The organism is Phaeobacter sp. CC-HEC084 (assembly GCF_059429255.1).
The window spans coordinates 15,950-34,925 of record NZ_JCAIJQ010000006.1 but is presented as its reverse complement, the minus strand read 5'-3'; the positions used below and the strand labels follow the sequence as shown (position 1 = coordinate 34,925).

21 protein-coding genes and 1 pseudogene are annotated in these 18,976 nt (G+C 59.3%); 14 read left to right on the top strand and 8 right to left on the bottom strand.

The genetic code is table 11. From position 1 onward, the window contains the following. Positions 1-280: 280 nt before the first annotated feature. Positions 281-1,192 (top strand): DUF2493 domain-containing protein, encoded by a 912-nt coding sequence (locus AC5SSZ_RS16690; protein ID WP_093455093.1) that lies wholly within the window; start codon positions 281-283, stop codon positions 1,190-1,192. Positions 1,193-1,200: 8 nt separating this feature from the next. Here the strand turns inward: AC5SSZ_RS16690 and AC5SSZ_RS16685 are convergent, their stop codons facing one another. Both AC5SSZ_RS16685 and AC5SSZ_RS16680 read right to left on the bottom strand, forming a co-directional pair. Next, complete coding sequence (locus AC5SSZ_RS16685; RefSeq protein WP_495438926.1) at positions 1,201-1,494, bottom strand: helix-turn-helix domain-containing protein; 294 nt, start codon at positions 1,492-1,494, stop codon at positions 1,201-1,203. Continuing rightward, a complete protein-coding gene (locus AC5SSZ_RS16680; protein ID WP_495438924.1) occupies positions 1,491-1,832 on the bottom strand; it encodes a type II toxin-antitoxin system RelE/ParE family toxin in 342 nt (113 codons plus the stop codon). Before AC5SSZ_RS16680 ends, AC5SSZ_RS16685 begins: the two co-directional genes overlap by 4 nt. 654 nt (positions 1,833-2,486) lie before the next feature. Here AC5SSZ_RS16680 and AC5SSZ_RS16675 point away from each other — a divergent pair. The 6 genes from AC5SSZ_RS16675 to AC5SSZ_RS16650 all read left to right on the top strand — a co-directional run bounded on the left by AC5SSZ_RS16675 (position 2,487) and on the right by AC5SSZ_RS16650 (position 7,358). Continuing rightward, positions 2,487-2,825: a DUF736 domain-containing protein gene (locus AC5SSZ_RS16675; RefSeq protein WP_495438922.1), complete on the top strand. Its 339-nt coding sequence runs from the start codon at positions 2,487-2,489 to the stop codon at positions 2,823-2,825. A gap of 198 nt (positions 2,826-3,023) precedes the next feature. Next, entirely contained in the window at positions 3,024-4,208 is a 1,185-nt protein-coding gene (gene repA / locus AC5SSZ_RS16670; protein ID WP_495438920.1) for a plasmid partitioning protein RepA, read from the top strand. A gap of 23 nt (positions 4,209-4,231) precedes the next feature. Continuing rightward, positions 4,232-5,179 carry a plasmid partitioning protein RepB gene (gene repB / locus AC5SSZ_RS16665; RefSeq protein ID WP_495438918.1) on the top strand — a complete coding sequence of 316 codons (948 nt, stop codon included), beginning with the start codon at positions 4,232-4,234 and terminating at the stop codon, positions 5,177-5,179. A gap of 220 nt (positions 5,180-5,399) precedes the next feature. Then, the gene (repC, locus tag AC5SSZ_RS16660) at positions 5,400-6,713 is read left to right on the top strand and encodes a plasmid replication protein RepC (RefSeq protein ID WP_495438917.1); all 1,314 of its coding nucleotides are present in this window, start codon (positions 5,400-5,402) and stop codon (positions 6,711-6,713) included. Between the two features lie 55 nt (positions 6,714-6,768). Further along, the gene (locus AC5SSZ_RS16655; protein WP_495438916.1) at positions 6,769-7,026 is read left to right on the top strand and encodes a type II toxin-antitoxin system ParD family antitoxin; all 258 of its coding nucleotides are present in this window, start codon (positions 6,769-6,771) and stop codon (positions 7,024-7,026) included. Beyond that, positions 7,023-7,358, top strand: a complete 336-nt coding sequence (locus AC5SSZ_RS16650; protein ID WP_495438914.1) for a type II toxin-antitoxin system RelE/ParE family toxin — start codon at positions 7,023-7,025, stop codon at positions 7,356-7,358. The genes AC5SSZ_RS16655 and AC5SSZ_RS16650 overlap by 4 nt, the downstream gene beginning before the upstream one ends. 6 nt (positions 7,359-7,364) lie before the next feature. Here the strand turns inward: AC5SSZ_RS16650 and AC5SSZ_RS16645 are convergent, their stop codons facing one another. Continuing rightward, positions 7,365-8,462, bottom strand: coding sequence for a tyrosine-type recombinase/integrase (locus AC5SSZ_RS16645; RefSeq protein ID WP_495438912.1), 1,098 nt, complete (start codon positions 8,460-8,462; stop codon positions 7,365-7,367). 156 nt (positions 8,463-8,618) lie between these two features. On the opposite strand from AC5SSZ_RS16645, the gene AC5SSZ_RS16640 reads away from it, so the two are divergent. The 3 genes from AC5SSZ_RS16640 to AC5SSZ_RS16630 all read left to right on the top strand — a co-directional run bounded on the left by AC5SSZ_RS16640 (position 8,619) and on the right by AC5SSZ_RS16630 (position 11,160). Continuing rightward, a complete protein-coding gene (locus AC5SSZ_RS16640; protein WP_495438910.1) occupies positions 8,619-9,572 on the top strand; it encodes a DUF1403 family protein in 954 nt (317 codons plus the stop codon). Beyond that, positions 9,569-10,165 (top strand): SMC-Scp complex subunit ScpB, encoded by a 597-nt coding sequence (gene scpB / locus AC5SSZ_RS16635; protein WP_495438909.1) that lies wholly within the window; start codon positions 9,569-9,571, stop codon positions 10,163-10,165. Before AC5SSZ_RS16640 ends, scpB begins: the two co-directional genes overlap by 4 nt. Positions 10,166-10,266: 101 nt before the next feature. Beyond that, entirely contained in the window at positions 10,267-11,160 is an 894-nt protein-coding gene (locus AC5SSZ_RS16630) for a hypothetical protein (protein ID WP_495438907.1), read from the top strand. A gap of 7 nt (positions 11,161-11,167) precedes the next feature. Here the strand turns inward: AC5SSZ_RS16630 and AC5SSZ_RS16625 are convergent, their stop codons facing one another. The 3 genes from AC5SSZ_RS16625 to AC5SSZ_RS16615 all read right to left on the bottom strand — a co-directional run bounded on the left by AC5SSZ_RS16625 (position 11,168) and on the right by AC5SSZ_RS16615 (position 13,984). Next, positions 11,168-11,614, bottom strand: coding sequence for a PIN domain-containing protein (locus AC5SSZ_RS16625; RefSeq protein ID WP_495438905.1), 447 nt, complete (start codon positions 11,612-11,614; stop codon positions 11,168-11,170). A 39-nt stretch (positions 11,615-11,653) separates the two neighbouring features. Continuing rightward, positions 11,654-12,783, bottom strand: a protein-coding gene (locus AC5SSZ_RS16620; RefSeq protein ID WP_495438903.1) for an IS3 family transposase whose coding sequence is annotated in 2 segments (ribosomal slippage) — positions 11,654-12,549 and positions 12,549-12,783 — 1,131 coding nt in all. Because the reading frame shifts where the segments join, the coding sequence is not laid out codon by codon here. 130 nt (positions 12,784-12,913) lie between these two features. Beyond that, entirely contained in the window at positions 12,914-13,984 is a 1,071-nt protein-coding gene (locus AC5SSZ_RS16615; RefSeq protein WP_495438901.1) for a helix-turn-helix domain-containing protein, read from the bottom strand. A 151-nt stretch (positions 13,985-14,135) separates the two neighbouring features. Here AC5SSZ_RS16615 and AC5SSZ_RS16610 point away from each other — a divergent pair, with 151 nt between their 5' ends. The 4 genes and pseudogenes from AC5SSZ_RS16610 (at position 14,136) to AC5SSZ_RS16595 (ending at position 16,984) form a co-directional block, all read left to right on the top strand. Beyond that, positions 14,136-14,312 (top strand): DUF2188 domain-containing protein, encoded by a 177-nt coding sequence (locus AC5SSZ_RS16610; RefSeq protein WP_495438898.1) that lies wholly within the window; start codon positions 14,136-14,138, stop codon positions 14,310-14,312. Positions 14,313-14,319: 7 nt separating this feature from the next. Beyond that, positions 14,320-15,306 carry a CBASS cGAMP-activated phospholipase gene (locus AC5SSZ_RS16605; protein WP_495438895.1) on the top strand — a complete coding sequence of 329 codons (987 nt, stop codon included), beginning with the start codon at positions 14,320-14,322 and terminating at the stop codon, positions 15,304-15,306. Then, positions 15,303-16,502, top strand: a complete 1,200-nt coding sequence (locus tag AC5SSZ_RS16600; protein ID WP_495438893.1) for a nucleotidyltransferase domain-containing protein — start codon at positions 15,303-15,305, stop codon at positions 16,500-16,502. Before AC5SSZ_RS16605 ends, AC5SSZ_RS16600 begins: the two co-directional genes overlap by 4 nt. A 5-nt stretch (positions 16,503-16,507) precedes the next feature. Further along, positions 16,508-16,984: pseudogene (locus tag AC5SSZ_RS16595) on the top strand (type II CBASS E2 protein). Positions 16,985-17,039: 55 nt separating this feature from the next. Here the strand turns inward: AC5SSZ_RS16595 and AC5SSZ_RS16590 are convergent. Both AC5SSZ_RS16590 and AC5SSZ_RS16585 read right to left on the bottom strand, forming a co-directional pair. Continuing rightward, complete coding sequence (locus AC5SSZ_RS16590) at positions 17,040-17,798, bottom strand: hypothetical protein (RefSeq protein WP_170819454.1); 759 nt, start codon at positions 17,796-17,798, stop codon at positions 17,040-17,042. Then, the gene (locus AC5SSZ_RS16585; protein WP_495438892.1) at positions 17,792-18,847 is read right to left on the bottom strand and encodes a winged helix DNA-binding protein; all 1,056 of its coding nucleotides are present in this window, start codon (positions 18,845-18,847) and stop codon (positions 17,792-17,794) included. The genes AC5SSZ_RS16590 and AC5SSZ_RS16585 overlap by 7 nt, the downstream gene beginning before the upstream one ends. Positions 18,848-18,976 lie beyond the last annotated feature (129 nt).

Below are 18,976 nucleotides of genomic sequence, written 5' to 3'. Positions count from 1 at the left end.
TGTCCGACAGGGCAAAGGTTCCGCCGGTTCGATCTGATCCCGTTTGGACAAGGGGAGCGATGGACCAGCGGGTCGGGGCTGAGTGCCCCTCGCCCGGGCAGCAATGCGCCCGCTACCCGGAAAATTCCCCTCCCCTTTCAGGGCATTCCTCGCGGGACCAATTTTCCGGTCCGGGTCACATTCTCCGCTTCGCTCCGATCCTGACGGATGCGGCCCGGTCGCCGCCGGTCCTGACATCGCCCCATCCAAATCGGGTCAGATCAAACAGAGGAACCAGACAATGCCCCATCAGACAGACATCCAAGAGGAGACCGGCGTGACCTCCGCCATCCTCGACCACCTCGCACTTCACGGCGCAACACCGGGACCCGGCGAGACCGATCATCGCCCCCTGCCCCAACCCGACGAGGTCGAACTCGCCATGGCGACCCTCTTTGAGACCACCATCGGCCTCCTCACCGGCAGCCAGTTGGAGGACAATATTGAAGAGATGCTCTGGTCCCTCACCTCGATCTTCCATCGCCGGCTGACCCATATCCAGAAGCTTCTCGACGACAACGAATTCGAGGTCCGGGAAAGCCTCGCGATCCAGGACGGCTCTGAGGTCGCCTCGGTCGAGCTGGAACGCCTCCAGATGATCGGGCTGAAGCTCTGGGACCATCGCGACGCTTTCGAGCAGATGCGCGATCTGGCCGTGGACCATTTCTCGGCCGCCACCGGTTCGCCCTGGCTGCCCCGCACCGGATCCAAGGTCTCGCATCGGGGTCTGATCTCCGCCGTGGTGGACAGTCGGGCCTATCTCTCGGCCAAGCGCCGCAAGGAGACCGAGGTGCACTGCCCCGAAGGCACACGGATCGCTTTTTCGGGCGGCGACTATCAGGCCTACGACCTGATCTGGTCCGTCCTCGATGCCACCCTTGCGAAATACCCCGACATGGTGCTCTTGCACGGTGGCACGCCCAAAGGCGCCGAGATGATCGCGGCCCGCTGGGCAGATACCCGAGGTGTCACCCAGGTGGTCTTCAGGCCCGACTGGAAGAGCCACGGGAAGGCCGCCCCCTTCAAGCGCAATGACAAGATGCTGGAGACCATGCCCCAAGGGCTGATCGCCACCCCAGGTTCGGGTATCACAGAGAACATCGTCGACAAGGCCCGCAAGCTCGGGATCCGCATCAAGAGGATCGGGGCTTAGGCCCCGGTTCACGCCCCGCGCAAAAGGTCCTGCACGACAGAAGGATTCTTGGCGATCAGGGCGAGTAGAACCTGTGCAGGGCCCGTCGGGTGCCGACGCCCGTGTTCCCAGTTCAGGAGCGTACCTTTCGCGACGCCGATGCTCTTGGCGAATTCCGCCTGGGACAGGCCCGTCCGTTGCCGGACTTCGGCGACATCGACTTCCGCTACGGAAACTTTATGGACCTTCGCGCCGACCAAGTCGCCATCTGCGAAGGCCAGCGCCTCTTCCAGCCCCTTGGTGATGGATTCGAATGCACTCATGTTGCGTCTCCATATTTCGCGACAAGCGCCTTGCTCATCTCTACCGCCGCGGCCTGCTCAGACTTCGACAGGTTGGCTTTCTCATTCTTGGCAAAGACCGTAATCAGAAAGATCGGCATATGGGTCCCGCCAAAGACATACACCGTCCTGAAGCCGCCACTCTTGCCGCTCCTCTCTCTCGGGATGCGGACTTTGCGTAACCCGCCACCAAGAGAAATGCCCGCTTCCGGATTGGCGGCAATGAAGTTGATCGCCGCCTCACGTTCCTGGTCCGACATGATTGCCTTGGCGCGCCTTTGGAATTCGGGCAGTTCGACCACTGTTTGCAATCGCGTCATGTGAAGTTCCATATAGGTTTCGGCGGTGTATGTGTCAATGACGTATAGCATGAGCACTGGAAGGACAAGTCGGCGACGCTTGCCGGAGCTAGAGAGGATGTCCCGTCCGTTGGTAGCGGCGGCCCTTGGTCAAATGTCCTGTCGCATTTTCTGACCTAACCAACCAGCCGGGCTGTCATCTAGGGCTATTGGGTGGTTGCTGTGTCTCGTGGCGACCCGGTCTTTCGTACCACGCTCTGATCGCGCCGAGCACTCCTCCGCATCGTGGGCGCTTCAGCGAAGACTATCGGCACGTTAGTGATCCTGGGGATGCGACTTTGACGTCTGGACTATGTCTCATCTTCGGTGAATTTGGAAGGAGCCAAGACACTCGTGGCATCTCCCTCGGCCGTTCACCCAGTTTCCTTCGTGGCCGGGGCACTTCTCCCGATGTGTTGCTTTGCATGACACGCTGGTCGCAGCTGTCGTCCCGTCCACAAAGGTTGCCGCCGATCTTTTTCCCCTGACCCACCAAAGAACAGGGGTGGGCCATTCCTCGCGGATCAAAAAGACCGGCGCCTGCCCCTCTCCGCTGCGCTTCGCCTTCGGTGTGGTCGGGCCTTGGCCAGCTGCATGACCGCACGTCGTGCTGCAACGCAAACAAGGAGAAGAGCAATGACCACGAACTGCATCAAATTCACCAGCGCCGACATCGAAACCGCCAAGGGCGTCGGCTCCATCTCGACCCTGACCTTCGACCTCGACATCACGGTCGAACCCGTCGCGAGCTCGAACCCGATGGCCCCCACGCACCGCGTCCTCGGCCGCTCCCCGCGCGGCAAGCTGGTCGAGTGCGGCGGCATCTGGAAGAAGCGGAACAAGGAGACCGGCGCCGACTACTACACGCTGACCATCCGCGACCATGGCTTCAACGCCAACCTCGGCAAGGCCGCGAACCAGGACGATCCGTCCCTGCAGGCCATCATCCCCTGGGGCCCGAAAGACGCCGCCTGAAACCAAAGTTGGCGGGGGCTTGCCTCCGCCAATTCGTTTACAGCTGTAAAATCGACCTAGATCGCGGTCGTGGATATAGTCTCTTCGAGGGTTGATAGGCACTACATAGAGGAAAAATCTTGACTTAGTCGCGTGAATCACTGCTTTTATCCCCAAGTGGCGCGAAAAAGGCCACATTTTCGAAATTGGGGCAACCAGATGATTCCTGTGACACCATTGGCAAGTGAGCGCCCTTCGGCTCTTGCAACGGAGATTTCCGAACGACTCAACGCTGCCATCAGGGAACATCTGCTCTCTGCTTTTGCCCCAGACAACACGAAGACGCTACGCTCTTTTTCGGCACCTGAGGCCGCTGAGCTCTTGGGAGTATCCGGACAGTTCATGCGAAAGGTTCACGCTGAGGGCACAATCCCTGAACCTGACGATATCCGGGGTGGCCGCCGCTACTATACAGCCCAAGAGATATGGGACGCGCGCGAAGTTCTAGAGAAGGCTTCTCGGAAGAAAGGCCGTTATCTGCCTCGCCGCTCGGGAGAGGAGCAGTTGCAAATTTGGCAGCTGATGAATTTCAAAGGTGGTTCCAGTAAGAGCACGACGAGCGTTCACCTCGCTCACTACTTTGCTCTTCGAGGATATCGGGTCTTGGTTGTTGATCTGGATCCTCAGGGATCTCTCACATCAATGTGCGGGATCAGCCCTGAAATCGAGTTCGATGGACTGACTGTCTATGATGCGATCCGCTACGACGAGCCGGTGAACATGGCTGATGTCGTCGTTCCAACATACTTTCCAGGGCTCTCGATTGCGCCGTCCCGCTTGATGCTGTCCGAGTTTGAGACTGAGTCGGCCGTTCATTCGAACCCAGACCAACCATTCTTTACTCGTATCCGAAATGCTTTGGCACAGGTAGAAGATGATTTTGATCTGGTGTTGATGGACAGCCCGCCACAGCTTGGTTTCTTGACCATTGCTGGGATGGCTGCCGCTAGTTCTTTGATTGTCCCTCTAACGCCATCGATGTTGGACGTTTCGTCAACTGCTCAGTTTCTTGAACTAGCCGGAGCGTATATGGGTGTGATCGAGGATGCTGGCGCAACTCTCCAATATGATCACTTCAAATTTCTGATCACGCGAGACGAACCGACGGACGTTCCCTCTCAGCAGCTAACGTCTTTCATGCGGGCTTTGTTTCAAGACCGTGTCATGTCGGCAACCGCCTTGAAGAGCACAGCAATCAGTGACGCGACCATGCTAAAGCAGTCGATTTATGAGGTGGTCCGTTCCGAAATGACACGGGCCACATATGACCGTGCAAAGGGCTCCATGGATGCTGTGGGACATGAAGTCGAAACGATGATCCAACAATCGTGGGGGCGTAAGTAATGGCTAGGAAATCACTTCGCGATATGTCCGGAATTGCAAGTACTATCGCTCGTTCTGGCGGGGCGCCGTCAGAGCGGCCGTCGAAGACCAGTGCTCCGGCTTTGGGGGCCCTTCAAGGATCTCTGGCATCTATCCGAGAAATTGATCCCAATATAATCGACGATTGGGGGCCAGTAGATCGCCTTGAAGAGTTTACAGCTGTAAACGTCGAAGACGATGACGAGAGCTTCGAAGGACTAAAGAACAGCATCCGAGAAGATGGTCAGCAAGTGCCCATTCTCGTTCGGCGTTCAAAGGCGTCTGAAGGGCGCTTCGAGGCGATTTACGGGCGGCGGCGCTTAAAGGCATGCCGCGAACTCGGCATCAAGGTTCGCGCGAACGTCCAAGATATCGACGATGCTACGGCTTTGCTGGCGAAAGGACTGGAAAATGCCGCGCGCCGGAACCTCTCTTTTTACGAGAAGGCGAGGTTCGCCGTGGCCATCCAGACAGCGGGCCACGACGCGGCAACTGTTCGGCAGGTTCTCAATCTCTCTGCGTCGGGTCATTCGCACCTTACAAAGGTAACACAGAACGTCCCGGTCAAGATCGGCGACCTGATTGGCGCCGCACCAAAGTCCGGGCGTCCAAAATGGACGGAGCTGGCTGAGTTATTTCTCTCAAAGAAGCTAACTGAACGCGCGGCGCTCGATATCTTGGCCAGAATCAGCGCCTCATCGGGTTCGGATGATCGCCTCGAATTTCTCATTAGGGAAGCGACTAAGCGCGGCGCGAAGACGTCGAGCGGGGTTAGAGAGATAACGCCGTTGGAAGGCGTGACTATCAAAGCTGGCCGCGGAACATTGTCATTGTCAGTCAAGAAGTCTGGCGCGAACGCTGAGTTTGCAACCTGGCTTGAGAGCAATCTCGCAGAGATAATCAAAAAATCCTATGCCGAATTTACAGATGAAAATTTGGTGGATGACAACTGAGGACGAGCAGAAAGGAGGAACGGCAAACAAAGAAAACCCCCGAAACCGGAGCTTCGAGGGCTGCTGCGCAGAACGCAATTCTTAGATTAGACACCTAGAATCTAGCAGCCAACGAATCACCACACAAGAGAAAACGCTTCTGAGCGAACGGGATTTCTTTGTCGCTGGCATAAAGATGGGAAAATTTAGTGATGCTCCACAAGGAGCGGCTGAGACAGACATGTCTCAGAACAAGAGAGTTATGTCCAACATAGGCCAACGGTCAGGGTGGCGTAAAGCAACGGCCGGGCTGGCTACGGCAGAGCGACTTGCCCAAGCCGGTGAACGGGTAGCAGTACCCAAAACACGGGCATTTGTCGCGCTCAAGCGCGTTGGTGCACATATCGGCCTGAAGGCTGGCGACATGATGCTCCTCGATACACTGGGGGCCTTCACTCAGGCCCAGGACTGGGAGGAGGAGCAGCGCCCGATCGTCTGGGCCTCGAACGCCTATCTGATGGAGCAGACGGGCTTTTCCCTATCGGCGCTCAAGCGCCATGCACGGCGCCTGGCCGAGATCGGCGTGATTTCCTTTCAGGACAGCCCGAATGGCAAGCGGTGGGGCCGTAGGGACGCTGAGGGGCGTATCGTCGAGGCATACGGCTTTGATCTGTCGCCGCTGTCGGCCCGCGTCGATGAGTTCGAGGGACTTCATGCCGAGTTGCAGGCCGAGCGCGAACTCTGCCAGCGCTTGAAGCGCCAGATCACGGTGGCACGCCGGATGATCCGAGCCCGGATCGAGGCGGCTATCAGCAACGCGCTGCGCGGGCCCTGGAGGCAATTCACGGGTCTCTTCGAGGAGCTTCTGGACCGGCTACCGCGCCGACACGAAGCCTCTGAGCAGTTGGAACGGCTACTGTTGTGGTTCAAGGAACTTCAGGAACGGGTCGAAGCGGCCTATCTCAAAGCGACTGGCGCGGCGAAACCTGTGGAAAACACCGATGATAAACACGCCCAACTCAAAGAGAAGACTCAAGAAATGAACCCCAGGGAGGTCATTTCTGAACCTCATATACTAATTACAAATCAACTTAATCCTGTAATTCGTAATTCCTCTGAAAAAGAGGAAGCGGCGGGTGTGGTGCCCAATGCCCCACCCGAAGAGCGGGTTGATAGGGATCTGGAAGACTGGGTTGCCGAGGTGCGGAAGAAGCGGACAGCGCTCGACCTGCCGACAATCATGCAGGCCTGTCCGGAATTCGCGTCTTGGGCGCGCAATATGGGTGGATTCCTGAAGGATTGGGGCGATTTGCACCGGGTTGCGGGGCAACTCAGGCCGATGATCGGGATCTCGGAGCATGCCTGGAACGTGGCGCAGGACCGAATGGGCACTCAGGTGGCCACGGCCGCGTTTGCGCTCGTCTTCGAGAAACACAGCGCGGGCGAAGTTTCCTCACCGGGCGGATATCTGCGGGGCATGGTCGAGAAAGCCGGGGCAGGGGAGCTGCATCTCGAGCGCAGCTTCTATGGCAGGATCAGTGGGCAGGCGGCGTGACGTATTGATAAATAAGTGGCATTGGCATATATTGCCAATAAAGGAGACCTGACCCATGGTGACACGCAACGTTGTCCTGACCGAAACCCAAGACCATCTGGTTCAAGCGCTGGTGGCGTCCGGGCGCTACCAGAATGTGAGTGAAGCCATGCGCGCGGGCCTGAGGCTGCTCGAGCAGGAAGAGGCGCAGATCACGGGCATCCGCCAAGGACTTCTCGAAGGTCTGGCGCAGGCAAATGCGGGTGATTTTGCGGAAGGCAGCGGCAAAAATGCGATCCGTAGGGCCTTTGCGACTGCGCGCGCGCGTTCATGAGCCGATCCTTCCGGCTGACCCGTCGTGCGGAAGCCAGCCTCACTGACATCGCCAGATGGACGATCGAAACTTTCGGGCTGCGCCAAGCAGAGCTTTACGAGGCCGAATTGCTCAACCGCTGTGAGAGTATTCTGAATGGCCAAGCCCATAGTCGGAGTTGCGCAGTTCTCGTTGATGATGTCGACGACCTGAGGTTCATAAGGGCAGGGGAGCATTTCCTGGTCTTTCTGGATCGATCGGACGAGGTCATCATCGTGGATATCCTGCATTCCCGCAGCGATCTGCCTCGCCATCTTGCCTCACTTTCGGCTTTGAAGTCCGAAGACACCTGATCCACGTCACAACCCGGCGGCCTTGGTCAGGTTCACCCGGAACCGATCACGGCGGCGTTGGTAACGGCGGGTCATCTCGGCGGAAGCATGGCCGAGCTGCTTCTGAACATAGCGCTCATCCACCTCAGCCGAGGACGCGAGACCGGCGCGCAAACTGTGGCCAGAGAACAGCGCCAGGCGCTCTTTCTCGGGCAGCTCTGATCGGATGCCCGCGTCCAGGACCGTACGCTTGATCAGGCGGGCGACATGCTTGTCGTTCAGTCGCGTTTCCGTGGCGCGTTTGCCATCGCGCGAAGTGCCGACGAAGACTGGACCGAAGTCGATCTTTGCGAAGTGCAGCCATTGTTCCAACGCGAGCACGGGGCAGGTCTGCTCCTTGGAGCCGCGGCCGATCTCCACCTCGCGCCAGCCCGTCTTGGCATTGAGGGTGAGCAGGGCACCCTTGTCGAAGATCTCGATCCAACCGCCAGAGTCCGGCGTGTCGTCCTTGTGGACGTCAAGGCTGACGATCTCCGAGCGGCGGAGGCCCCCAGCGTAGCCCAGCAGAAGGATGGCGCGATCCCGTAACCCGCGCAGATCGTAGGGCAGGGTGGCCACCATTCCGAGAATGTCCTCGGCCAGGATCGCTTCCTTCTGCACCGGTGGACGCGCGTGCTTGCGCTTGATCCCGGCCAGCACGGTGGCGATGTGGCGGTTCTTGCGATCAAGTGTGAACCCGCGCTGCGCATAGTTCCAGGCAAGGCCTGACAGGCGACGTTCGATGGTACTGACCGATAGGGCAGGGGAGGGGCCCGACCCGGAGGCGAGATCGGCGAGGTAAAGGCCGATTATCTCGGATGAGGGGGGCAGAGGCTCCGCGCCCTTCATCCGGCACCAGCGCGCGAAATTTGCCCAGTCCTTCGCATATGCTTTCAGTGTGTTTTCCGAAGCTGCGGCACGGGCATAGCCGCGGGCGGTGTCTACCAGGCGATCGAGGCTGCCTGAGCCCGCGACGTGGGCGGGTAGGGAGATATCGTCGCTTTTTTCTTGCTCTCTCTCGCCGTCCTGAGCGATACTAAACGCACCAGAGTTTGATGATGTCGACTTCTCGTCCTCTGCGGCCATTTTCCAGTGAATCCAGCGATGAAATTGAACTGATTTTCAGCATATCTTTTTATGTCCGATAATGCAAACTTATTGGACATGTTGGCGCACGGCAAGGCGGGGCGGTTTGCACATCATTTTGTAGACGAAAGCGCCGCGAGAGACTAGTCTTGTGGCATGACATATCAGCCGACAGCCATCTCGGACGACCCGATCAAACTACCGCACCTACCTGCCTGGGTCACCTCCGGACGTGCCGAAACCCCTGAAACTGTGGCCTTTCGGTCAGGGGCGGCGCTGACGGTGCTCGATCAGCTGTTCGGTGATCCCAGGCATGGCGTGCCGCTAAAACTGCTCGCGAACCGGCTGGCCCTGACGGCTGCGACAGCGACGTCGAAGCTGGAAGGACGGCTGGCGCGGGAGGCGGATATCCGAGACGCCTTTCACCTGGCGCCGCCGGGCGAGGCGCGGGGTCCGGATGGCGATCTGTTGGCGTTCTGGCGCGAAGGCGTCCGGCTTCGTGCAGGCCGGACGGGCGAGATCGCCGACGTCGTTGGTGCGGAGTTCGCGGGCGAGGTGGGCGCTTGGCTCGACGTGGGATTGGAGCGCGCACGGACCCATGGTCCGTTGTCGGGTTGCGTCGCCGCCCTGCGCGCCGTGCTCGAGGCCGTCGACCGGGCAGAGCGCACCGCCTGCCTGCTCTCGGATATCGTCCTAGCGCGGGCGCTGAACTGGACGACCGTGCTGCCGGTTTCGGCGCAGCATCTCACCAAGGCCGTTTTGCGCGATCTGGCCACGAACGGGCGGAGTGCCGAGATGGCCGTTCAGGCGCGGATCCTCGAGTCCATCGAGGCTGTGATCCGGCTGGTGCGAGAGCTTGTCCGTCGCGCGGAGGCGCTTCGGACCGTGGCGCCGAAGCTGCGGGCGAAGGGTTCGGATGCGGCGGTCGACCTGTTCCTGACCGAAGATGCGGTCGCCCCGGCGTCGATGCTGTCGCCGCGTATTCGCGGGACCTCGATCTCCATGACCGATCGCGCTGCACGGCGGTTCTGCGACCGGCTGGTCGAGCTGGGTGTCGCGCGGGAGCTGACCGGGCGGCCAACCTTCCGGCTCTACGGGATCGCGCCATGACGGTCGCGACCAGGAAGCGGAAACCGGCGGAGGAAGGCGGCGCCGTCTTTGACCGGGATCTGGACGACCTGCCGCAGGAGCTGCGCTGGCGCGAATGGATGGGCCGGATCGAGGCGGTGCTCTTCGCCAGTGCCTCGCCAGTTAGCCGCGAGGACCTCGCGCGCGTGGTGGGGCAGGGGGCCTCGGTGGAGATGCTGATCGAGGACGTCCAGGCCGAGCTGACGGGTCGTCCTTACGAGCTGGCCCAAGTGGCTGGCGGCTGGATGTTCCGAACGAGGACGCAGTTCGCGGACGCGATCAAGGCGGCGGCCGACCTTGGCGAGCAGCCGCTTGCCTTCTCCGAGATGGAGATGGGCGTGCTTTGCGCCATCGCCTACCACCAGCCGATCGACCGGGCGGGGCTGGCCGACATCTTCGGCAAGGAGGTCAGCCGCGATCTTTTGGCCCGACTGCGCTACAAGGACCTGATCGCAAGCGGGCCGCGGTCACCGCGGCCCGGGGCGCCGCATACCTTCGTGACGACCGAGACGTTTCTGGTGACCTTCGATCTGCAGAGCCTGCGGGATCTGCCGGATCTGGAATTAACGACGTAATGAATCCCGTATCCGGTTGATCGGCTTGTCAAATGATCTGACAAGGAGTTATCGGCTGGCGCAGATGACTGCGTGAGACCAACCAAAACAAGAGGCTTCCGATGATTGACTATACGGAAATCAGAAATGGTGACGATTGGGAGCTCTTCTGCTTGGACTATCTTGTGGCGCAAGGCCTGGTAGTCGAGGTGCCGCCTGGGCCGGGCCCGGACGGTGGTCGCGACTTGCTAGTCAAGGAGCAACTAAAAGGAAAGCTCGCGACACGGTCTTTCACATGGCTTGTGTCATGCAAGCACTTTGCCGCTGGTGGCGGGTCCGTCGGGACCAATCATGAAACAAATATAACGGATCGGCTGGCGCACCATAATGCGAATGGATTTCTCGGGTTCTACTCTACGACCGCCAGTGCTGCGCTGATTACCCGCCTAAAGGAACTTCGTGGTAACGGCACAATTGAGTCTTTTGAAGTATTTGACGGAGCTCGTATTGAGAGCGGGTTTCACGATGTTGGGTTGTCTGGAGTCTTGCTTCAGCATCTTCCTGCTAGCCACACGGCGTTGCGGCCAATCCATCCTCTTCTCGGTGAGTATGTGCCGCTGGAATGCGAGGTTTGCGGAAGGGACCTCCTGAAGGAGAGCACCAAAGGAAATTTCAAGGGCGCAATCAACTTCGCAGTCAAGGATGATATCACGCACTCGGTCCACTTCGTATGCAAGGGCGAGTGCGACCGCAGGTTGACGTCACGCCTGAATCACCAAGGCTTCATGGACTGCTGGGATGATATCCAGGATTATTGCAATCCTCTGATCTTTTTCCGACGACTGACGGGCTACATGGCTGGCCTCAGAAACAATCCGCAAGCCTATACCGATAAGGCTCATCGGCAAATGATCGATCTGTATCTCGCGGTGAGCCAGCGAACATTGAGGCAAACAAATGAGGAGGACCGCCAAGAGTATCTGCGCGCTCGGGAGGTGGAAGAAATAGGTGTCTGATGCTCGACTACCGCACCCGACGTAGCAGGTTATCGATGAGCTGATTAGGCAGGAAGACCGCCTTGTCATCCCGCCAAAGCGTCAATGCCGTTTCAAGGAGCTTGGGATCGCAAAGGCTCTCACTCAGTAGTTGGTCGACCACCCATAGAACGCCATGCGCGGCGATCCCGTTGTCCACGGCCACGCGCCGCAGCAAACGGTCTCCGGTGAGCAGAATAGCTTCCGCGTGCATCTGTGCCGTCACGATGCAGAAGCAATCGTTCGCCGACAGACGCCCGTGCCGCTTCTTGATGTCGAATGCCTGGCCGACCTGGGCAGGCGGCAGGTCATATGTTGTCATGCCGCTACCGTCGAGAAGCGCCCATTCCTGAGGTGTGAAATCCAGGATCTCGCTCGCGCGCACGGGAAGCGGTACGATGAACTCGTAGGGTAGGGCGCACAGGACATGCAACAACTGGACCTGTCACGCTTTCGTGCCGCTCCGGTTGCTCATTTAAGCGGCCTCTCTTTCGAAAGCCAACGGGCTTTTCCAGCCCAGTGCTGAGTGGCGTCGGCGCGGATTGTAGAAGCCGTTGATGTATTCGAAGATGGCGATCTCGGCGTCACGTCGCGTCCGCCAGGACCGTTGCCACAGCAGCTCCGCCTTGATCGTTTTGAAGAAGGCCTCAACGGCCGCGTTATCATAGCAGTTGCCGGTGCCGCTCATTGACACCTTGAAGCCATGCTGGCGCAGAAGCTTCTGGTAGTCGTGTGAGCAGTATTGGCTACCCCGGTCCGTGTGGTGGATGCAGCCCTTGGGTGGTCGCCGCAAAGCAATGGCCATGTTCAACGCCCGGATCGCCAGGTCGCGTTTCATCCGGTTGCTGACCGCCCAGCCGATCACGCGCCGGGAATGCAGATCAAGGATGACAGCCAGGTAGAGCCATCCTTCGCGCGTCCATACATAGCTGATGTCGCCTGCCCATTTCTGGTTTGGGCGATCAGCAGCGAAGTCCCGGTTCAAGAGGTTCGGCGCGATGTTGAAGCTGTGGTTGCTGTCGGTCGTGGCCTTGAACTTCTCGTTTCGCTTCACCTCGATGCCATTCTCCTGCATCAGCCTGCCAACACGGCGATGCCCCACGTCAAGGCCCAGTTCCTTCAACTCCTCAGTCATGCGCGGTCGGCCATAACTGCCAAGAGAAAGGACGAACTGTTCGCGGATGTGCGCCAAGACAACCATATCCTTGCGCTGACTTTGGCTCAGGGGACGGCTGCGGTATGCACGATACCCTCTCGGGCTGACATCCATAATCTGGCACAGCCGCTCGATGGACAACATGTCAGCGTTCTTTGCGATGAAAGCAAACCTCATTTGCTTCGCTCCGCAAAGAACTGGGTGGCCTTTTTTAACACCTCCCTCTCCTCCCGGAGCATGCGGTTCTCTTTCCGCAGCTCGGCGACCTCGCGCTCGAGATCAGACTGGGCGGTTGGCTTCTCGGGATTGCGCCGATCCTGCTGGATCCAACGGCTCAGCGTCGAGAAGCCGACGCCAAAATCTGCTGCCACCTGCCTACGCGGCAAGCCGCTGGTCAACGCTACCCGCACTGCCTCTGCGCGGAATTCCGGGGTCGGTTTTTGTGCCATGATGTTTCTCCTCTGTGGCAAAATACCAAGTCAAAGGAGCGGAACAATTCCGTGACAGGTCCACAACCGACCCTTCCGAAGATCGATCAAGCAGCTGGCATCGTTGACGATCACACGGGCCACGAGAGGACTATCCCCTGATATTCTCTTCAACGGTGGACAGCGATATGTGCAGCATCTGAGCGGCGCGTACCGGCGAGATCAATTCCTCACCGAGGGCTCGCCAGACCAGGCGCTCAAACCGCTGCGGATGCTCGAAGGCACCGAACCCCTCATCATCCCGTATCTCGTCCGGCTCGCTGGTGCGCCAGCGCCGTGCATAGGTCCGAAACGCGTAGTCGATCATCGACTGGGGCAGGATGCCAACCTGTCCGAGACGCATCAGCATCGCGGCTGCCGACACGCCATAGAGCCGCTTCAGTCGCATGATCTCCATATAGGTCATGCCGCTGCGCGAGGGACCGGCCTCCTCGATCAGGTGATCGGTGGGTATCAGGAACGCACCGGCGAAACGGTTCATCGCCTTCTCGAGCTTGATCGCCGAGTTTCCGGTCGCCCGAATGACACGGTGCGCCAGTTCATGCGCAAGATTGAAACGCCTGCGCTCGACATTGGTGCGGCTTGAAACCACCACGACATCGGTGGAACTTCGGCCCTCGCTGCGCCGCACCTCGCAGGCCAACCCATCGAAGCGCTCGGCGAAATCGGCTTCGATGACCTTGATGCCCTTGTCCTCGAGCAGCCGCGACATGCTGGGAATTGGATCGTTTCCGAGCTTCCAATGCCTTCGCAGCTCTCGTGCCAACAGGTCCAGCTCTTCGTAGCTCTCGACGACTTCCCTAACCAGATCGCCGAACGGGTCATCCGGCGGTGCGATCTCCAGGATGTCCTCGATCGCCAGGTAGTCTTCCAGTCTCTCTATGACGATGGCTTCCGCATGGGCGCGGTCCCTCGCGGAGGTGCTGGAATGCTTGCGGAATTCGACGCCGACAAGCTCTTCGACCTGACCTCCCATCAGGAAATCGAGCGACACGCCCAGAGCCTTGCTCAGACCGACCAACACCGAGGAGGACGGATTCATCTTGTCCGCCTCGTACTTGCTGATGGCCTGTGCGGTGATCCTTGGCGAGGTGCGGTCGGCAAGCCCCTGCATCGACAAACCCGCCTTCTTGCGGGCCAGTCGCAACCGTTGTCCAAACATGGTCTGCTCCCGTAAAAACGTCGGTTGAGATACGACAATTCTTGCTGTATATATCAACACAAGATTGACGAATCGTCAAGGAAAAAAGGCACTTTGAGATTAAAATGACCAAGAAAAATCAGCATGTTGTCCCCACAAGAACGGTTGGGCCGTGAAAGGCGCCGGAAATGATAAAGCAACGGCCATCCACCCGACGCAGCAATCCGCGATCACCCAGGCGCGTGACATCGCCCGCAATCAGGGCTCGGAAATGCTGATCCACGGCACCAACGGTCGCATCCGTGAGCGCAACACCTACGGCAAAGACCCCTACCCCCCGGAAGGCTAAGTGAACCATGAGACGTATCCTGTGCATCGATGGCGGCGGCATCAAAGGCACCCAACCGGCGGCCTTTCTGGCGGGTTTGGAAGAAGATCTTGATGAACCGATTGGCCGCTACTTCGACCTGATTGCGGGAACGTCAACCGGGGGTATTCTCGCGATCGGCCTTGCCCTCGGCATCCGGGCCAAGACCCTCCTCGAACTTTACGAAAATCGCGGGCCGACGATCTTCGGGCAAGCGGGGGACAAGAGCTGGCTCGGACAAAAGGCCCGGGACGCGCGTGCCGCCCTGCGTCACCTGGTCAAGCCCAAGCACGAAGCATCCACGCTTCGAGACGAGCTCCGCGCCGTCCTCGGTGACAAGCTCATCGGCGAAGCGGAGACCCGGTTGCTCATCCCGGCCTGGGATGCCGATCAGCGCAGCGTCTACATCTACAAGACGTCACATCATCCGCGGCTCACCAAGGATTACCGGAAGCCGGCCCTCGACGCCGCGATGGCGACGTCAGCCGCTCCGACCTATTTCGCGCGCCACAAGACGGTGGATGATGTCGGGCTTCTCGATGGCGGCACCTGGTGCAACAATCCGGTGGGCGTCGCGACCGTCGAAGCGATCTCGATGCTCGGCTGGTCTCCACAGGACCTGCACATCCTGAGCCTCGGCTGTGTCGACGAGGTCTACATGCTTCCCGAATCCCCCGGCAAAGCCGGACTCGGGTTGAAGGCCCTCAGCCTTCTCATGGACGGTCAATCCCGCGGAGCGCTCGGCATTGCCCGTCATATGACAGGCGATCCGCACGACCGGACGGCTGTTCACCGGTACTCGCCAAGCGTGCCGGAGGGTTTCTTTTCCCTCGATGACACCACCAAGATTCAGAGGCTCAAGGGGCTTGGTGCCTCGAGTGCCCGGCACGCGAGCCCCACACTGACCCCCATCTTCTTCCAGCAACCTGCCGAGCCGTTCGTGCCCGTGCATCAACTCGAACGGAACGCGGCATGAACCAGTTCTTCTCGCACCCCCTTACCGATACCGCCATTCAGCGGCGGGCGCAGGTTTTCACGATCCTCGAAGAAATCTGCCAGGAGCTGGAATGGACGCAGACCCAGTTCGAGAAGGCCCGCACCAGCTACGAGGCGGTCGCGGACTGGTTGGCCGGATCGAGTGACCCGATGCTTGCTTCCCTTCATGTCTACCTGCACGGCTCTGGCGCACTCGGCACCTCGATCAAACCAATCGGGCGCGACGAGTTCGATGTCGACCTGATCAGCTTCATCCTCGGCCTCGGCCCGGAAATCGCACCGGCGCGCCTGAAGGCTGCGATCGGCAAGCGCTTGCGCGAACACGCCTACTACGCGTCGATCCTGGAAGAAAAGAAGCGCTGCTGGCGCCTGAACTACGCCGGTGACTTCCACCTCGACATCTCCCCGACCATTGCCAATCCGAACTGCATGAACGGCGGTGAGCTGGTGCCCGATCGCAAGTTGCGGGATTGGCACGCGACGAATCCCCGGGCCTATCGGGCCCTCTTCGACGAACGGGCGGCCCTAGTCCCGCAGATGACGCAGTCGATCATCGCGGCGCAGCGCGATGCGGCGACGACCGAGCCTTTCCCGGTACGTCAGTCCGTCAAGGGCATTCTGCGGCGGACCGTGCAACTCCTAAAGCGTCACCGGGATCTGGAATTCCTGCATGTTCAGGAGGAGATCGCACCGATCTCGATCATCATCACGACCTTGGCCATGCGATCCTATGAGATGTGTGTGAGGCGCCACGTTTTCGCAGACGAGCTCCAGGTTCTGATCGACACGATCCGTCTGATGCCGGTCTTCATCGAACGCCCGCTGGTCAATGGCCGCCAAATCTACGCGGTCTGGAACGAGACCACCGAAGGCGAAAATTTTGCAGAGCGTTGGAATGAAGAACCCGCGCGGGTCGAGGCCTTCTACAAATGGCACGGCAAGGCGCTTGCGGATTTCGAATCCCTGCGTGACCTCGTTGGCCTCGACGCGATTGTCGGCTCCATGAAGGACAGCCTGGGTGACAAACTTGTTGCCCGGACCATGAACCGGCGGATGGATGCGCTGAACGAAGGGCGCAAGACGGGCGCTCTCATGCTTGGTGCCGGTGTCGGCCTGACGACCCAAAAATCGGCTGCTTCGACGCACGTTCCCAAGAACGAGTTTTTCGGGGACTAGGCGCGATGACGGGATCGACTACGAAAAACCGGCTGTCACTGCCCCAGCAGTACCTGTTCCTGCAGAGGTCCAAGACGATAGCCGGCGCGGGGGTGCTTGGTCCGCGCCGGTTGGAATGGCGTTTTCAGGCGCAACCGACGCCGCTTTCCCGGTCGTATCAAGTCACTCTTGTCCTGGAGAGGGACGGGACGCCGGACGTTCGGGTCGTAGAACCTGACTTGAGGTTGCTCGCCGGTGGACGCGACCTGCCGCATATCTACCACAACCCGGATCGGCTCTGACTCTATCTGCCCGGGACCGGACAATGGGATGCCAGCAAACGTTTGGACCTCACCATCATCCCCTGGACCCACCTCTGGCTGATTTATTTCGAGGAATGGCTCGTGTCGGACGACTGGAAGGGCGGGGGAAAACACCCTGGAGAGGATGACCCAGACGAAGGCAACCGCGCATTGCGCCGCAGCCTGCGCCGTATGCGTTGAGTTTCGCACCCGCGACGTTCTCAGCTTGGCTCGCAGACGTGTCGGCTAGCAGTTGTCAGAGCTGGTAGAGACTGGAGATCAGGCCGAGGCCAGTTTCTCGATCAATGGGGACACCGAATGTATTCGGGTCGAAGTCTGTCAGCCCGTTCACCCGCTCCACATAGGCCCTGAGGTCAGCTTTCAGTGGCTCGGTGACCTCGATGGGCTGATCGGTCGGGAGAAGTTGAAGCAACCTAAACACATCGTTCCGGTGCTTCCTGATATCGCTTCCCTTGGCATTTGCGTCCCCATCATCCTTTCGCTGAGACAGGTCGACGAATGCTCTGGCCTTGAATGGGATGAGCAGGCGTTCATCGAGAACCAGAACACCATCGATCGCGCGACGGCTCTCGAGGAGTGCCTCGTAGTAGTCCGTGTCCAACAGGATCGCGGAGAGGCTCAGGGTTTCGTCCGAAACCTCCACCACGGTCAGCCCCGCATCCTCAGGGATTTCCAGCGCTTCGGGCTTTCGCGCAAAGAGCTCGAGCATTGCCGGATACGATGGGTCGGTCGGTTTGTGGAACCTGTAGAACTCCCGGCGACCATTGCTGCGTTCGCGTGCCTGGTAACCTCCGCTATCCAGAAAGGCCTTCAGGGACTGTGCGAAGGACGGATCCACCACCTCTACGCAGAGAACCATGTCGATGTCGTTGGTCTGGCGGAAATCGATGCCGACCTCCTCGAAAATCATCGAACATGCGGTGCCGCCGATAACCGCATAATGGTCGGCATGGTCCGCGAAATGCTCTCGAAACTTGTCCAGACCGACTACCACGCGAAGTCCTCCAACAATTGCTCCGCAGCGGCTTCCAGCCGCTCGTCTGGGCTATCGCGGAACTGCAGGTAGAGCGACAGCACATCGACCTCACGCGCACCCGACACGATATCGGGGTCGTACCACCAAACGTCGACCGCGAAGTTCGGCTCCTCGTCCTGTTCGACCTCTTTCCCAAACTCGCCACTTTGAATCCGTTTCCAGTCCTTTGGCCCGGCAGCAAAACGTATGATGCGGGGCCTGGACATTGTCGATCGCTCCGAGAGTGCACTTTCGCCACCGGTTGGCAGGTACTCAGGCAGTGGGCTGCCGTGGAAGCCCTTCGGCAGGGAGGGTGCCCGAAACCAATGTTCGGCTTTGACCGGTGAGCGCATTCTTGAAGCTGCGGCTTCGAACAATTCTCGAGGAGCTTCGGAGAACTGGATATGCTTGCTGCGCCCTCGCGTTTCCACATGCGCTAGCTCGCTGGCCTCCAGTTCTTCGAAGGCGCGCCCGATCGACATAGCCGAGTATCGCAAGATTTCCGCGAGATCGCTCGGTCGCGCGTTCTCCACGTCCCTGAGGTTCAGGTGTCGCAAGAAGAGCGCTTGTGATGCAGGCGAAAGCTGGTCCTCCGCAAAATCACGTCTTCGCCGAAAATGCTCCCGGAGGTCCATGGCAAGCTGCGGGATGAACAGTTGATTGCCCGGGACAATAAAGGCTGCGGACTCCTCGATGAGCCGGCTGCGTTGATAGGCGGATAGGTGGTCCAGGACCAATACGAGGATTCCCTCAAAGTGGCGTTGGATAGCTCCAAGCTGTTTGGAAAGGCCAGTAGGATTCTTGGCGTCCTCTGACATCGGGACGACGAGCAAGATCGTATGCCCAAAGAGCTCCGTTTGTCGGTACTCGAACCCATTGGCAAGAAAGAGCGGCAACCCTTTCTTGCTCCCCCAGGCCTTCAGGCTGGCTGGCACATGAAGCGTTGTACGCAGGTGAGACTGCGCATCCTTGATGAGTTCCTGGCAGGATTTCTGATCCACTTCTAACATGATTTTGGAAGATAACATTGATAGTGTTAGTTTTCAATGCTGATGTTAGTATCGTCGCTGCGAACTGTGATCCCTGTGCCGACCGTGCTTCCGCAGGCGGCGACGCGGTCAGGTGCCAGTTGCATGATGGTGCGATCCATCCTATCT

Coding starts and splice junctions, on each gene's coding strand:
- repC (WP_495438917.1), top strand. CDS start 5,400: ATGTCTCAGAACAAGAGAGTTATGTCCAACATAGGCCAACGGTCAGGG.
- AC5SSZ_RS16675 (WP_495438922.1), top strand. CDS start 2,487: ATGACCACGAACTGCATCAAATTCACCAGCGCCGACATCGAAACCGCC.
- AC5SSZ_RS16630 (WP_495438907.1), top strand. CDS start 10,267: ATGATTGACTATACGGAAATCAGAAATGGTGACGATTGGGAGCTCTTC.
- AC5SSZ_RS16600 (WP_495438893.1), top strand. CDS start 15,303: ATGAACCAGTTCTTCTCGCACCCCCTTACCGATACCGCCATTCAGCGG.
- scpB (WP_495438909.1), top strand. CDS start 9,569: ATGACGGTCGCGACCAGGAAGCGGAAACCGGCGGAGGAAGGCGGCGCC.
- AC5SSZ_RS16680 (WP_495438924.1), bottom strand. CDS start 1,832: ATGACGCGATTGCAAACAGTGGTCGAACTGCCCGAATTCCAAAGGCGC.
- AC5SSZ_RS16685 (WP_495438926.1), bottom strand. CDS start 1,494: ATGAGTGCATTCGAATCCATCACCAAGGGGCTGGAAGAGGCGCTGGCC.
- AC5SSZ_RS16585 (WP_495438892.1), bottom strand. CDS start 18,847: ATGTTATCTTCCAAAATCATGTTAGAAGTGGATCAGAAATCCTGCCAG.
- repB (WP_495438918.1), top strand. CDS start 4,232: ATGTCCGGAATTGCAAGTACTATCGCTCGTTCTGGCGGGGCGCCGTCA.
- AC5SSZ_RS16615 (WP_495438901.1), bottom strand. CDS start 13,984: ATGTTTGGACAACGGTTGCGACTGGCCCGCAAGAAGGCGGGTTTGTCG.
- AC5SSZ_RS16605 (WP_495438895.1), top strand. CDS start 14,320: ATGAGACGTATCCTGTGCATCGATGGCGGCGGCATCAAAGGCACCCAA.
- AC5SSZ_RS16650 (WP_495438914.1), top strand. CDS start 7,023: ATGAGCCGATCCTTCCGGCTGACCCGTCGTGCGGAAGCCAGCCTCACT.
- AC5SSZ_RS16640 (WP_495438910.1), top strand. CDS start 8,619: ATGACATATCAGCCGACAGCCATCTCGGACGACCCGATCAAACTACCG.
- AC5SSZ_RS16655 (WP_495438916.1), top strand. CDS start 6,769: ATGGTGACACGCAACGTTGTCCTGACCGAAACCCAAGACCATCTGGTT.
- AC5SSZ_RS16690 (WP_093455093.1), top strand. CDS start 281: ATGCCCCATCAGACAGACATCCAAGAGGAGACCGGCGTGACCTCCGCC.
- repA (WP_495438920.1), top strand. CDS start 3,024: ATGATTCCTGTGACACCATTGGCAAGTGAGCGCCCTTCGGCTCTTGCA.
- AC5SSZ_RS16645 (WP_495438912.1), bottom strand. CDS start 8,462: ATGGCCGCAGAGGACGAGAAGTCGACATCATCAAACTCTGGTGCGTTT.